Raw genomic sequence first — 12,869 nt, forward strand, 5'->3', positions numbered from 1 at the left:
CCAGCCCTACCTGACCGCCATCGCCGAAGAACACGGGTGAACGCCCCCGCGCCACCCTGAACTACCTCACCCCACGAGAAGCCTTCGAACGCCTCCTCGTTGCTTCCACCCCTTGACACCAAGCCGGAGGGGTGTCGCCATTGGAGTTGTCCTCGCTCGCCCGACGAATAACCCCACGCTCCTCCTGGATGCACGCCGCCCTGTCAGTCAGGTTATTGATGAGCGCCAGCATCAGTTCGGGATTCATGCTCACGTAAGTCACGACAGCGCCCCTACAAGCGTCGGCGTCGTCGCGGCATGGCAGGGATATGATTGAGAGATCATACTTATCTCATTTTCGTGTGCGGTCGATCACACCATCGATCAGGGATAGATCACACGTACCATACCCCATAGAAGTCGACAATGGGCATCCGGGCGCGGCGCTCAGAAACGGCCATGGCCGCCGGAGGAGAAGGAGCCCGAGCCCCCATGCGAGCCGCCCGAGGAGCGCGACGACCCCGAGGAGTACGAGCCGCCGGACCCTGAGCCGCGGCGCGACGACGAGCCGGAGTCCCATCCTGCGCCCCAGGCACTGCCCCACCCCCGCGCTTGGGAATCGAACCAGCGGTCCCGGCGGTTGCCGACGGGCAGAGGGCTGTCCCAGTAGCTCGGGCGGGTCCGATCGAGGTCGGCCTCCAGCATCCTGCGCGCCTCGCCGACGGCCGCGGTCCCCTGACGCGCCAGGGCCACGGCCCGCACGGGATCGGCGTCCGCCAGCCGGCGCGACTGCTCGCCCAGGTCCACGGCGTCGGCCAGGCTGGCGCGCGCCTGGGAGCCGACGTAGCGGCCCGCCCTCTGCAGGGTGGCTCGGAGCTGTTTGACCTGCCGGTCGAGGTCCTTGTGGAGGAAGGGCAGGATCCGGACCGCGCGGGCCAACCGCTCCTCGGCCTGGCGGGCCGGGTCGACGACCGTGTCCAGGTGCTCCTCGGCCTCCTTGAGAGCCTCAAGGAGCTCGCGCGGGTCCGCGTCGCCCGCCTCCAGCGCGGCGCCCCGGGCCGCGATGGCGGCGCCCACTGCCTCACCGAGCACCTCCGGGTCCAGGACGGCGCCGGGGCGCGGGCCGGCGCCCAGCGCCGGCGCCGCCGTCCCGTGGATCGTACGCGGCATCATCCTCCTCGTCGCCGTGGCCGCAGTGGTCCTGGGGCGCAAGGGCTGGCGCGCCTGGTCCGACGACCGCGCCCGACGCGCCCGTGAGGAACGGCAGCGCGAGAGCGAGGCCGCGGCGATGACCGCGCTCGTCGAGGCCGACGAGGCGGTGCGCGCGCGGGCGGACGACCTCGCCTACGCCGTCGCCCAGTTGGGGACGGAGGAGACGCTCCCCTACGCCCGGGCCCTGGAGGAGGCCTCCGGGCTCGTCGCCGAGGGCCTGGAGGCCAGTCGCTCCCTGGAGTGGACGGTCCTGGGCTCGTCGAGGCGCCTCGACGCCGTGAAGACGATGCGCACGCGGGCCTCCCGGGCGCAGGCTCTCTTGGCCACGCAGGACAAGGCGGTGGCCGCCCTGCGCGCTGAGCAGGCCGATGTCGCCCAGGTGCTGGAGTCAACCGCCGAACGGGTGGCGCTGGCCCGGGAGGCGACGGCCGCCGCGGAGGAGGTCATCAACGCCCTGGCCGCCGTGCCCGCCGGGGCCGTCGAGAACGCGCGCAAGCAGCTGGGCGAGGCCCGCGAGCGCCTGGCGGAGGCGGAGCGGGCGGTCGAGGAGGGGCGGCAGGCCGACCGCGAGGGCCGGGCGCGGCAGGCGGTCGAGCGCAGCCGGCTCGCCCAGGTGCTCCTGGACCAGGCCCAGCGCCTGACGACCACGGCTCGAACGGTCGACAGGGAGGTCCGGCGTGCGCAGCAGGCCCTGCCGGACCGGATCCGGTCCATCAGCAGGGACCTCGAGAACGCGCAGCGCCTGAGTGGGCCGGGCGGCGCTGAGGGCACCGCGACCCACGGGTTGCGGGCCGTGCGCAGGGCATTGGCGGCCGCGACGACGCCGGCCGAGTAGCCGCCCTCGGCCTGGCCCTCGACGAGCGCCTTCTCCATGGCGGAGGTGCGGTAGGAGGCGATGCTGGTGCCGTCGGCGACGCGCCACGCGTACTCGCCGGCCTCGGTGTCGATCACGAGCAGCACGACGTTGCGCGCGGGGACGTAACCCGGGGAGTCGATGGCCTTCCTACTGGCGATGAAGGTCTGGTTCCAGATGCTGTCGGCCCAGGCGTCCACGCCGTCGGTGGGGGAGTGGTCGCAGGTGACGATGTACATGACGATCTTGCGCTCCTCCTCCAGGGCCAGGACCGCCTCACTGACGGCCTGCTTGTCGAGGACCCCGGCGGCGTCGGTGTACCAGTCGGAGAGCTTGTCGGTGGTGTCGGCGGTCCTGTTGCTCCAGGAGCTCTCTGGCTCCTCGCTTTTGACGGCGCAGCCGGGGTCCGTGCTGGTGGTGGTCACCTCGGCGGGTAGTGCGGCGGGCGGGGCCGCCTGGGCGGATGCGGCGGCCAGTGCCGTGGAGGGCGCCGCCAGGAGCGCCCCGGGGAGCAGGGCGGCGACGAGCAGCGCGCCGGCCAGGGCGCGCCGCGTGTTCGGCGCGTCTAGGAGCGCGCGGGCGGTGCGTAGGAGCAGGGAGCACTCAGAGTTGCGTGGTGTGCGCACGATCACTATCGTTCCCGGTTCCGGCCCCCAAGGGCAAGCCGACCCGGTCCGGCGGGGCCGGGTCGGCTGCGGGCGCTGAGCGCGTGCGGCCCGCGCTCCGCGGCCCGTCTCTTCCCCCGGGTTTGGCGGAACGACCGACCCTCCGGCTCAATACTGCCTATGACGGAGAATCCCGACGTTGGCGGCCGGCCGGTCATCACGGTCATTGAGCCCGAGGAGTTCGCACCGCTCGGCAGGCTGGGGCAGTGGCTCCTCGCCGAGGGCGCCCGGCTGGAGGTGGTGCGTCTCTGGAGGGGCGAGGCCGTCCCCTCCTTCGACGAGGTCGGCGACGGCCTGGTCGTCCTCGGCGGCGCCATGAGCGCCCACGACGACGCCGACCACCCCTGGCTCGCGGACCTGCGCGCCCTGCTGCGCCGCGTCGTCGACGAGCGCGTGCCCGCCGTCGCCATTTGCCTGGGCGCCCAGGTCGCGGCCGAGGCCCTCGGCGGCGCCACCGCCGTCCCCTCGCCCCACGGCGGTGAGAGCGGCATCGTCTCCCTTTGCCTCACCGAGGCCGCCCGCGAGGACCCCGTCTTCAGCGAGATCGTCGACGAGGCCGTGCGTGCGGCCGTCCGCGCCGGGATCCCCACCCACGGCGGCACCCGCCTGCCCGTCATCGTCTCCCACGACGACGGCGTCGTCCGCCTGCCCCAGGGAGCCACCCTGCTGGCCTCCTCCGAGGGCGCCCCCGTCCAGGCCTGGTGCGCCGGCGGGCTCACCGCTCTTCAGCACCATCCCGAGTCAAACCCCGAGCGCATCGAGTACTGGATGGCGCGCTCGCACGCCCGCCGCCTGGGCGTCGTCGCCGGCGAGGAGGAGGCCGGGGCGATGAGCGCGCAGTCCCTGCCCGCCGAAGCCGCCGAGGCCGGTCGCGCCGCCCGCGTCGAGGCCGAGAAGGTCGACCCGGTCATCCGGGCCTTCGGTCGCGCCCTCGCGCGCGTCCTCGCCCGGGCCGCGAGCGCCCGCCGCGCCGGCACGGGCTCCGGCGGGGCTGCGAGCGGCTGACGCCCGAGAGGATGACGCCCCGTCTCCTCGTCGCCTACAGGTCCCCGGCGTCGACCACCTCGTAGGCGTAGCCCTGCTCGGCCAGGAAGCGCTGGCGGTGCGCCGCGAACTCCTGGTCCACCGTGTCGCGCGTGACCACCGCGTAGAAGTGCGCCTGGCGCCCGCTCTCCTTGGGGCGCACGATCCGCCCCAGGCGCTGGGCCTCCTCCTGTCGCGAGCCGAAGGAGCCCGAAACCTGGATGGCCACGCTGGCCCCGGGCAGGTCAATGCTGAAGTTCGCGACTTTAGAAACCACCAGTGTTCTGACCTCCCCGGCGCGGAAGGCGTCGTAGAGCCGTTGGCGCTCACGCACCGTGGTGGCCCCCGTGATCAACGGCGCCCCCAGGTGCTCGGCGATCTCGGTGAGCTGGTCGACGTATTGGCCAATGACCAGCGCCGACTCTCCCGCGTGGCGGGCCAACAACCGGTCGACCACCGTCAACTTGGCGGGCACCGTGGCCGCAAGGCGGTAGCGGTCCTCCTTCTCGGCGGTGGCGTAAGCCATGCGCTCGCCGGCGTCCAGGGTCAGGCGCACCTCAGTGCACACCGCCGGGGCGATCCACCCCTGGTTCTCCAGGTCCTTCCAGGGGGCGTCGTAGCGCTTGGGGCCGATGAGGCTGAAGACCTCGTCCTCGCGCCCGTCCTCGCGCACCAGGGTGGCGGTCAAGCCCAGACGGCGGCGGGCCTGAAGATCGGCGGTCATGCGGAAGACCGGGGCGGGCAGCAGGTGGACCTCGTCGTAGACGATCAGGCCCCAGTCATGGGAGTCCAGCAGGTCCAGGTGCGGGTAGACGCCCTTGCGCTTGGTGGTGAGCACCTGGTAGGTGGCGATGGTCACCGGGCGGACCTCTTTGCGGTTGCCGGAGTACTCCCCGATCTCCTCGGCGCTCAGCGAGGTGAACCGCATGAGCTCCTCCTTCCATTGCCGCGCCGAGACGGCGTTGGTCACCAGGACGAGCGTTGTTGTCGCGCTGCGGGCCATGGAGGCGGCACCCACCAGCGTCTTGCCCGCCCCGCAGGGCAGGACGACCACGCCCGAGCCCCCCGCCCAAAAGGCGTCCACCGCCTGCACCTGGTAGGGGCGCAAGGCGAAGGCGCCCGGCGCCCCCGCCGCCGCGCCGGCGGGGTCGTCGCGCAGGGCAATGGGGTGAGCCTCGCCGTCGACGTACCCGGCCAGGTCCTCGGCGGGCCAGCCCAGCTTAATGAGGACCTGCTTGAGGTGCCCGCGCTCGGAGGGGTGAACGACGACGTCCTCCTCCCCCAAGCGCGCCCCCAGCAGCCCCGTGGTGCGGCGCGAGCGCAGCACCTCCTCCAAAACCGGCACATCCGTGGTGTGCAGGACCAAGCCATGGGCCGGATCGGCCAGCAGTTGAAGGCGCCCGTAGCGGCCCATGGTCTCGGCCACCTCAGTGAGCAGGGAGTGGGGCACCGGGAAGCGTGAGTAGGTAATGAGGGTGTGGACCACCGTCTCGGCGTCCAGGCCCGCGGCGCGCGCATTCCACAGGGCCAGCGGCGTAATCCGGTAGGTGTGCATGTGCTCGGGGGCCCGCTCCAGCTCGGCGAAGGGAGCGATGGCGCGACGGGCGGTGTCAGCGTCGGCGTGGGCGACCTCCAGCAGGATGGTCTTATCGCTCTGGACGATCAAGGGTCCGTCCGGCACTGCATTAGAGGCGGAGAAAGACATACGAGGGAGTATTCCACTGCCGCCCCGCCCGCGGCTCCCGGACGTCCCCTCCCCGCTCCCGGCAAGAGCGTCGGGGCGCGGTCGCGAGGGAGTAGCTATCGGCGTCCTGCCGCCCTCGGGCACCGCCACGAGCGGGGCGCGGCCGCGGGTGGCGGGGCGCGGTCGCGGGGGAGTAGTGCCGCGGGGGAGCGGCGGAAGGACGCAGCCGGTGCGCGGCGGGTGGGCATGGCGGTACCTTTGATTGGATGAGTGCCCAGGAGGTTCCCGGCACGCCGGACGCGTCCTCTGCGGTCGCCCGCACCGAAGCGGTGGCCGCCCATCTCGGCGCGCTCGCAGACCGGCAGGTCGCCGCCTTCCTCCTGGCCCGCCCCGACCTGAGCGCCGCGCCGTCGTCCTCCTTCACCGCCCTGGCCGCCCGTGCCAGCGCTCGCGCCAGCGTGGAGGCCGCCCTGGCCGGCCTGGACGCCCCGACCCTGGCGGTGGCCGAGGCGGTCGTGGCTTTGGGGACGGACAGCCCCGAGGGCATCGCCGACCATCTCCCCCTGCCCGCCGACCAGGTCGCGGCCCGGCTGACGCGGCTGCGCGAGCTCGTTCTCATTGTTGGGGGGCTGCCGGTGCCCGGGCTGGTTGACGCCTTCGGGCCCCACCCCTTTGGGCTCGGCCCACCGGCCACCCGGCCCCCCGCCGAACTGCCCCCGCCCCTGGTCGAGCTCCAGGAGCGGGCCGCCGAGCCCAACGCGCCCCTGAGCGCCCCGGCCCTAGCCATGCTCCAGGCCCTGACCTGGGGGCCGCCGGTGGGTACTTTGCGCAGTGATGGGCGCACCCGGGGCGCTGAGGAGCTTCTGGCGCGCGGCTGGTTGGAGCGCGCCGGCCGCGCCAATGGCTCAACCCGCTACCTTCTGCCCCGCGAGGTCGGCCTGGCCCTGCGGGAGGGGCGCCTGACCCGCAGGCCGTTGGAGCCCGAGCCGGCCCAGGGGCTCCCGGTCTCACCGCCCCGGGCCGTGGCCGCCGAGTCGGCACGTTGCGCCGAAGAGGCCGTTCGGCTCGTGGGCGTCCTCCTGCACGAGTGGGGACGCGAAGGTGCGCCGATCCTGCGCGCCGGCGGGGTCGGGGTGCGCCCTCTGGCCCGCACGGCTGAAGCCCTGGGGCTGGAGCCGGGCCCGGCGGCCACCGTGATAGAGCTCGCCGCCGGAGCCGGGCTGCTGGGCCTGGACGACGCCGGAGCCACATGGATGCCCTCGACGCGGGCCGGGCAGTGGCTGGAAGGTTCAGTGCCCGAGCGTTGGGCGCCCCTGGCGGCGGCCTGGGCGGTCTCGGCGCGCACCCCCTGGTTGGTGGGGCGCCGCGGCGACGACGGCGTGCTGCGCGCCGTTCTCAACGCCGAGGTGGAGGCCGGCTGGGCTCGACGTCTGCGACGCCGTGTCCTGCTGCTCATGGACTCCCTGCCCCCCGGTGCCGTGGTGACGCCCGCGTTCGTGCGCGCCGCACTGACCTTCGCCCGGCCTCGCCGCCCCGTCCCGGAAGGAGCGGTCACCGCCGTCCTGGCCGAGGCCGAGTTCCTGGGCGTGACCGGGGGCGGCGCCCTGTCGGCCTCCGGGCGGGTCCTGGCGGCCCATCTGCGCGACCAGGAGTCCCCCGGAGACCCGGAGGCCCTGAGCGCCGCCCTGGAGGAGGCCCTGGCCGGGGACATGCCCGAGGCCGTCGATCTTCTCCTGGTGCAGTCCGATCTCACCGCCATTGTCCCGGGCCGCCCTGCACCCGAATTGTCGGCCCTGCTGGAGAATTGCGCCGTTGTCGAATCTCGCGGTGCGGCGCTGGGGGTGCGCTTCACTCCCGAGTCGGTGCGCGGCGCCCTGGACGCCGGCTACGACGCCGCGACGCTTTTGGAGGCCCTGGCCCGCCCCAGCCCGTCGCCCCTGCCCAGCGCCCTGCGCGTCCTGGTGGAGGACGCCGCCAGGCGCCACGGGGCCGTGCGTGTGCGGGCGACGTCGTCGGTGCTGCGTGTGGCCGACCCGGCCGTGGCCGCCGGGCTGCTGGCTGACGCCCGTCTGGCCGGGTTGCGCCTGGACGAGGTCGCCCCTGGCGTGCTGCTGTGCGCGGCGCCCAGTGGCCAGGTGCTGCGCGAGCTGCGTGCCACTGGGCTGGCCCCCGTTATGGAGGACTCCACCGGACGGCTCATCCTCGACCCCACCCCCGCGACCCCGGGGAGGCGGGCCCCGGCGCCGACGCGCCCCGGCGGGGAGTACACCGTGCGCCGGCGCAGTCCCAGCCCGCGCGAGCTCGCCGCGCTTGTGGGGCGACTGCGCGCCGGGGAGGAGGAGCGCCGTGCCGCCGGAGAGCCGGCGGGCGCCGCCACCGATCCCGTCCACGCCCTGGCACTGCTGCGCCAGGCCCAGGCCTCCCGCACTCGTTTGCGGCTGCGCCTGGCCGGCCCCGACGGCGCCGTGCAGGAGCGCCGGGTGCGGGTCCTGGCCGTTGAAGCCGGACGGGTGCGCTTGGCCGATATTGCGCGCGAGACCGAGCTGACGGTGGCGGTTCACCGGATTGTGTCGGTGGAACCGGCCTGAGGGACGCGGGGGCCTGAGCTACGGGGGCCCGGAAGGTCTTGGTCCCGGGGAGCCCGCCTGAGGGGCGCGGCGGCGGCGTCCGCGGGGGCCTCGCGGCGGCCTCTCAGGCGGCGCCCCTACACTGGATGGCGTGACTGATGCAGTGACTGAGAAGTCAACACCCATTGCGGGCGTGTCGCTCGCAGCCCCCGGCCCCCAGGAGCGGGCGGGGGCCCTGCCCTCCGCCTCCGAGCAGGCCCAGGCGGCCAAGGACAGGACACTCAGCTCCGCCGCCGCCATTGCCTTGGCCCAGCGGACCCTGGAGCAGGTTACCGCCCCCGGGGCTGTGGCCGACCACGTCGCAGCGCGCACGGCCGGTGAGCGTCTTATTACCCACCTCTTCGACTGCGCTATGCCCGGCTACCGGGGGTGGCGCTGGGCCGTGACCCTGACCCGTCCACCGCGCGGGCGTACCGCCACTGTTTGTGAAATGGAGCTCTTGCCCGGTGAGGATGCGCTGCTGGCGCCTGCCTGGATCCCCTGGGCGGATCGGCTTATGCCCAGTGATGTCTCCCGCTCCGATCGCCTGCCCAAGCGCGAGACCGACGAGCGTCTTGAGCCCGGATGGGAGGCCACCGGAGAGGAGGAGGGTGATGCTGTCGCCTTGGATGAGCTCGACCTGGGGCGCGCCCGGGTCCTGAGCCCCGAAGGTGTCAAACAGGCCGCCCAGCGCTGGTACGACGGTGATCATGGCCCTAACGCCGACGGCGTGCGCAAGGCTCACGCCCCATGCTCCACCTGCGGCTTCCTGCTGCGCCTGGCCGGGCCCATGCGCTCCATGTTCGGCGTGTGCGCCAACGAGTGGGCCGCTGACGACGGCCGCGTGGTCTCCCTGGATCACGGCTGCGGCGCGCACTCTGAGACCGACCTGCCCGACCAGGGCCCTGAGTGGCCCGTGACCCCCTCACGTGTGGATGAGGGGCGCATGGAGGTCATTGGCACCGACGGTGTCACGCTGCGCAATGGGCTGACCCAGGTCGAGTTGGCCGCCCAGGAGGAGCAGGCCGCTGAGGCGAAGTCGATCGCCCGGAAGGAAATCGCCCAGAAGGAGAAGGAGAAGGCGCAAGCCACTGAGGAGGAGCAGGTCGGATCCGAGCCCGCTGGAGGCGCTGACGAGCCGGGTGCCCTTGAGGAGGATGTACCGGCCCGGGACGGGCGGCTGACCCGAACGGACCGTGTCACGGGCGCCCCTGAGGACGCTCCGGCCCGGGGCGGGGCGCCGGCCGCCCCGGGTGAGTCATCGGCGCCGGGGGACGCCTCCGAGAACGACCCGGCAACCGACGCCGGCAAGGGACGGCCCGCCGCCGAGCCGAAGGAGCCGGGGACGGCCGAGCCGGCAGGAGCAACCGAGCCGGGGGAGCCGGGGACGGCCGAGCCGGCAGGAGCCGCCGAGCCGGGGGAGCCGGGGGAGCCGGGGACGGCCGAGCCTGAGCCCGCTGAGCTCAGAACCGCCGAGGCCTCCCCGGCCCCGGTCGAGTCTTTCGCCCCAGAGTCCTCCAACCCGGAGGGCGAGGGCTCCACTGGGGCGGGCGTGGAGCCGGGCCCCAGCGAAGACCCGTCGATCCCAGGTGAGGCCTTAACCTCAGCCGCCCCGGATGAGGCGGGCCTCGGCGCTCCTGACACCGCGGACGACACCGCGGAGCAGTCGCCGACCGCTGAACCCCGTACTGCCCGGGCGACCGGGGGCCCTGACGCAAACGGGGCGGGAGCGGCGCCCCCCGCCGTCGTGCCCGGGGCCGCCAGTGAGGAGGGCGCCCAGCCCGACCCTGAGGAGGAGCGCCGCGCCCGCGCCGCCTCCGCCCGCGACGCCGTCGCCGATCTGACCGCTGAACTCGCCGCCCGCCCCGCCCCGCAGGAGCGCCCTTCCGCCCCCAGGACTCTGGCCGAGCTCGAGGCGATCCTGCCCCAGCGCGACTGACCCGCCAGCTGCATCCTGCCGCGTCGCGTCGCTCAATTCCCCGGAATTCTGCGCAGTTCTTGATGTCCGGAGCCGGCCGAGCGGGTACGAACGGGCAAGGCCCGGGGAATCGAATAGGCGAAATCCGGGGGAGGATTGGTTCCACGTGCGCGGCGTCTGCGAGAATCCTGGGACGTGAGCACACGCAATCCCCGGACACCTGTGTCCTCCCAGTCCCATCCCTCAACAGCCTCGACGTCCATCTCGGCGCTGGACCGCTTCTTCCACATCTCCGAACGCGGGTCGACCCTGGGTCGCGAGCTGCGCGGCGGCGTCGTCACCTTCTTCACAATGTCCTACATCCTGGTCCTCAACCCGCTCATCCTGGGCACCGCCCTGGCCGGCGGCGGGGACCTGGATGTGGCCAAGGCGCAAATCGCCGCCGGTACGGCCCTAATAGCCGGTGTCATGACCATCCTCATGGGCGTGGCCGCCAACTACCCCCTGGCCATGGCCGCGGGCTTGGGCATTAACGCAATGGTCGCCTACACGATCGTGGGCACTAAGGGCGTGACCTTCGCCGACGCCATGGGCCTGATCGTCATTGAGGGCGTCATCATCCTCGTCCTGGTCCTCACCGGTTTCCGTGAGGCCGTCTTCCGGGCGGTGCCCCCGCACCTGCGCACCGCCATTAGCGTAGGTATTGGCCTGTTCATCGCCCTGATCGGCCTGGTGGACGCCAAGGTCGTGCGCGCCGGTGGCACGCCCCTGGAATTGGGCCTGGGCGGCTCGCTGCAGGGCTGGCCGGTCCTGGTTTTCCTCCTGGGCCTATTCCTGACCATTGTCCTGTATATCCGCAAGGTGCGCGGGGCGATCCTCATCGGCATCATTACCTCCACGGTTGTGTCCGTGGTCATTGAGTCAATCGCCCACCTGGGGGCCTACAACGACAACCCCGAATTCGGCGAGCTCAACCCCACCGGCTGGGCCCTGAGCGTCCCCGGCCTATCCGGCAGCCCCGTGGCCATGCCCGATCTATCGGGCCTGGGCCACTTCTCGCTGCTGGGCTCTTGGAACAAGCTGGGTGCCGTCTCGGTGATCCTCCTGGTCTTCTCCCTCATGCTCGCCGACTTCTTCGACACCATGGGCACCATGGTGGCCATTGGCGCCGAGGGCGGGCTCCTCGACGACAAGGGCAATCCGCCGCGCACCCGTGAAATCCTGGTGGTGGATTCCCTGGGCGCCATTGCCGGTGGTGCCGGCGGTGTGTCTTCCAACACCTCTTATGTGGAGTCCGCGGCGGGCGTGGGTGAGGGGGCGCGCACGGGCCTGGCCAACGTGGTTACCGGCGGTCTCTTCCTGCTCTCGGTTTTCCTCGCCCCGGTGGTCTCCATGGTTCCCTACGAGGCGGCCACCCCGGCCCTGGTCATTGTTGGATTCCTTATGATGATGCAGGTCACGGAGATCGACTGGAAGAGCCCCGACCTGGCCATCCCCGCCTTCGTGACCATCATTATGATGCCCTTCTCCTACTCCATTACCAATGGTATTGGGGCCGGCTTCATCACCTACGTCGTTGTCCAGGTGGCGCGGGGACGGGCCAAGACCGTCCATCCGCTCATGTGGCTGACCGCGGCGCTCTTCGTCGTCTACTTCACCCTGACACCCATCAAGGCCATCCTCGGCATTAGCTAGCCGACGCAGGCACTGCCAGAACAACAAAATCCTCACAGCACAACGTCCGTGGCTGTTGTGCTGTGAGGATTTTGTTGTCGTGTGGGTGGGACAGGGGCGGCTGGCCGGCGGGGGCGGGCTTACGATCAGGGCACCCGCAGGCGTCGCCGACCTGCAGCACGACCCCGGAGCGAGCGCCACCGTGAGCAGAACATTCGAGTCGCTGAGCTTCCACAACTACCGGATCTGGTTCGTCGCCGCCCTGGTGGCCAACACCGGCACCTGGATGCAGCGCGTGGCCCAGGACTGGCTGGTGCTGCGCATCCTCACCGACGATTCCGCCTCGGCCACCGGGATCACCACCGCGCTGCAATTCCTGCCCGTCCTGCTCCTCTCGGCGCACGCCGGGGTGGTGGCCGACAGGGTTGACCAACGCCGCTTCCTCATGCTCACCCAGTCGGCCATGGGCGTGGTCTCGGCCGTCCTGGCCATTGACGTCATGACCGGCACCGTGCAGTTGTGGCACGTCTACGCGGCCGCCCTCCTGTCCGGCGTTGCCTCCGCCTACGACTCTCCAGCGCGACAGATCTTTGTGGCGCGCATGGTGCCGCCTGATTCCCTGGCCAATGCCGTGGGCCTGAATTCCGCCTCCTTCAATGCCGCCCGCCTCCTGGGTCCGGCGGCGGCCGGAGTAGTGATCGCCTGGGTGGGCCCGGGGGCGGTCTTCGCCGTCAACGCCCTGACCTTCCTCTTCCCGACCCTGGCCCTGGTCCTCATGCGCGTCGACCAGTTGCGCCCCATAGCCCGGGCGCATCGGGCCAAGGGGCAAGTCCGCGAGGGGCTGGCCTATGTGCGCCACCGGCCCGACCTGGTGATCATTATCGCGGTGATTTGCGTGATCTCCATGCTCACCCTCAACTTCCAGGTCCTCATGGCGGCCATGGTCCGGTCGGCCTTTGACCTGGAGTCCGAGGCCTACGGGACCATTTCCTCCATCTTCGCCGTTGGCTCCCTGGGCGGCTCCCTGCTGGCGGCCCGTCGGGATTCCCCGCGGGTGCGCACAGTCCTGGCCGCCGCTCTCGCTCTGGGGGTCGCCACCCTGGTCATGGCCCTCATGCCCACCTACTGTGGCCGGCTTTAAACAAGATCGTTGTCGGGGGGCGTTGTTGGTAGGTGTTCGAAGTCGTAGTCAAAGGTGCGGCTGGTGATGTAGTCAAGGAACGCGTCGTATGTTTGTTCGGGGGTGTCGCGCTGG

8 protein-coding genes and 2 pseudogenes are annotated in these 12,869 nt (G+C 72.0%); 7 read left to right on the forward strand and 3 right to left on the reverse strand.

Annotated elements, in window-relative coordinates:
- Nucleotides 1–426 precede the first annotated feature (426 nt).
- Nucleotides 427–1,149 carry a hypothetical protein gene (locus EUC46_RS11950; protein WP_128774386.1) on the reverse strand — a complete coding sequence of 241 codons (723 nt, stop codon included), beginning with the start codon at nt 1,147–1,149 and terminating at the stop codon, nt 427–429.
- 16 nt (nt 1,150–1,165) lie between these two features.
- Between EUC46_RS11950 and EUC46_RS13185 the strand changes: the two genes are divergently transcribed.
- The gene (locus EUC46_RS13185) at nt 1,166–2,026 is read left to right on the forward strand and encodes a hypothetical protein (protein ID WP_241655569.1); all 861 of its coding nucleotides are present in this window, start codon (nt 1,166–1,168) and stop codon (nt 2,024–2,026) included.
- A gap of 20 nt (nt 2,027–2,046) precedes the next feature.
- Here EUC46_RS13185 and EUC46_RS13495 read toward each other — a convergent pair.
- Nucleotides 2,047–2,313 (reverse strand): annotated as a pseudogene (locus tag EUC46_RS13495) (hypothetical protein); the annotation flags it as partial.
- Between EUC46_RS13495 and EUC46_RS13190 the strand changes: the two are divergent.
- Entirely contained in the window at nt 2,204–2,749 is a 546-nt protein-coding gene (locus EUC46_RS13190) for a hypothetical protein (RefSeq protein WP_164918833.1), read from the forward strand. The pseudogene EUC46_RS13495 and the gene EUC46_RS13190 sit on opposite strands and share 110 nt — an antisense overlap.
- An 80-nt stretch (nt 2,750–2,829) precedes the next feature.
- Nucleotides 2,830–3,714: a type 1 glutamine amidotransferase gene (locus EUC46_RS11960; protein WP_128774388.1), complete on the forward strand. Its 885-nt coding sequence runs from the start codon at nt 2,830–2,832 to the stop codon at nt 3,712–3,714.
- A 34-nt stretch (nt 3,715–3,748) separates the two neighbouring features.
- On the opposite strand, the gene EUC46_RS11965 is transcribed toward EUC46_RS11960, so the two are convergent.
- A complete protein-coding gene (locus EUC46_RS11965) occupies nt 3,749–5,437 on the reverse strand; it encodes a DNA repair helicase XPB (protein WP_128774389.1) in 1,689 nt (562 codons plus the stop codon).
- Nucleotides 5,438–5,682: 245 nt separating this feature from the next.
- Between EUC46_RS11965 and EUC46_RS11970 the strand changes: the two genes are divergently transcribed.
- The 4 genes and pseudogenes from EUC46_RS11970 to EUC46_RS11985 form a co-directional block, all read left to right on the forward strand.
- Nucleotides 5,683–8,004, forward strand: coding sequence for a helicase-associated domain-containing protein (locus EUC46_RS11970; RefSeq protein ID WP_128774390.1), 2,322 nt, complete (start codon nt 5,683–5,685; stop codon nt 8,002–8,004).
- 130 nt (nt 8,005–8,134) lie between these two features.
- On the forward strand, nt 8,135–9,961 hold the full coding sequence (locus tag EUC46_RS11975) for a DUF3027 domain-containing protein (protein WP_241655570.1): 1,827 nt from the start codon (nt 8,135–8,137) through the stop codon (nt 9,959–9,961).
- Nucleotides 9,962–10,135: 174 nt separating this feature from the next.
- A complete protein-coding gene (locus EUC46_RS11980) occupies nt 10,136–11,635 on the forward strand; it encodes an NCS2 family permease (protein WP_421701832.1) in 1,500 nt (499 codons plus the stop codon).
- A 181-nt stretch (nt 11,636–11,816) separates the two neighbouring features.
- Nucleotides 11,817–12,740 (forward strand): annotated as a pseudogene (locus EUC46_RS11985) (MFS transporter); the annotation flags it as partial.
- Between the last annotated feature and the right edge of the window lie 129 nt (nt 12,741–12,869).

Origin of the sequence: Actinomyces oricola (assembly GCF_004104015.1) — a bacterium.
GTDB lineage: Bacteria > Actinomycetota > Actinomycetes > Actinomycetales > Actinomycetaceae > Actinomyces > Actinomyces oricola.

Coding starts and splice junctions, on each gene's coding strand:
- EUC46_RS11950 (WP_128774386.1), bottom strand. CDS start 1,149: ATGCCGCGTACGATCCACGGGACGGCGGCGCCGGCGCTGGGCGCCGGC.
- EUC46_RS11970 (WP_128774390.1), top strand. CDS start 5,683: ATGAGTGCCCAGGAGGTTCCCGGCACGCCGGACGCGTCCTCTGCGGTC.
- EUC46_RS11960 (WP_128774388.1), top strand. CDS start 2,830: ATGACGGAGAATCCCGACGTTGGCGGCCGGCCGGTCATCACGGTCATT.
- EUC46_RS11965 (WP_128774389.1), bottom strand. CDS start 5,437: ATGTCTTTCTCCGCCTCTAATGCAGTGCCGGACGGACCCTTGATCGTC.
- EUC46_RS13190 (WP_164918833.1), top strand. CDS start 2,204: ATGAAGGTCTGGTTCCAGATGCTGTCGGCCCAGGCGTCCACGCCGTCG.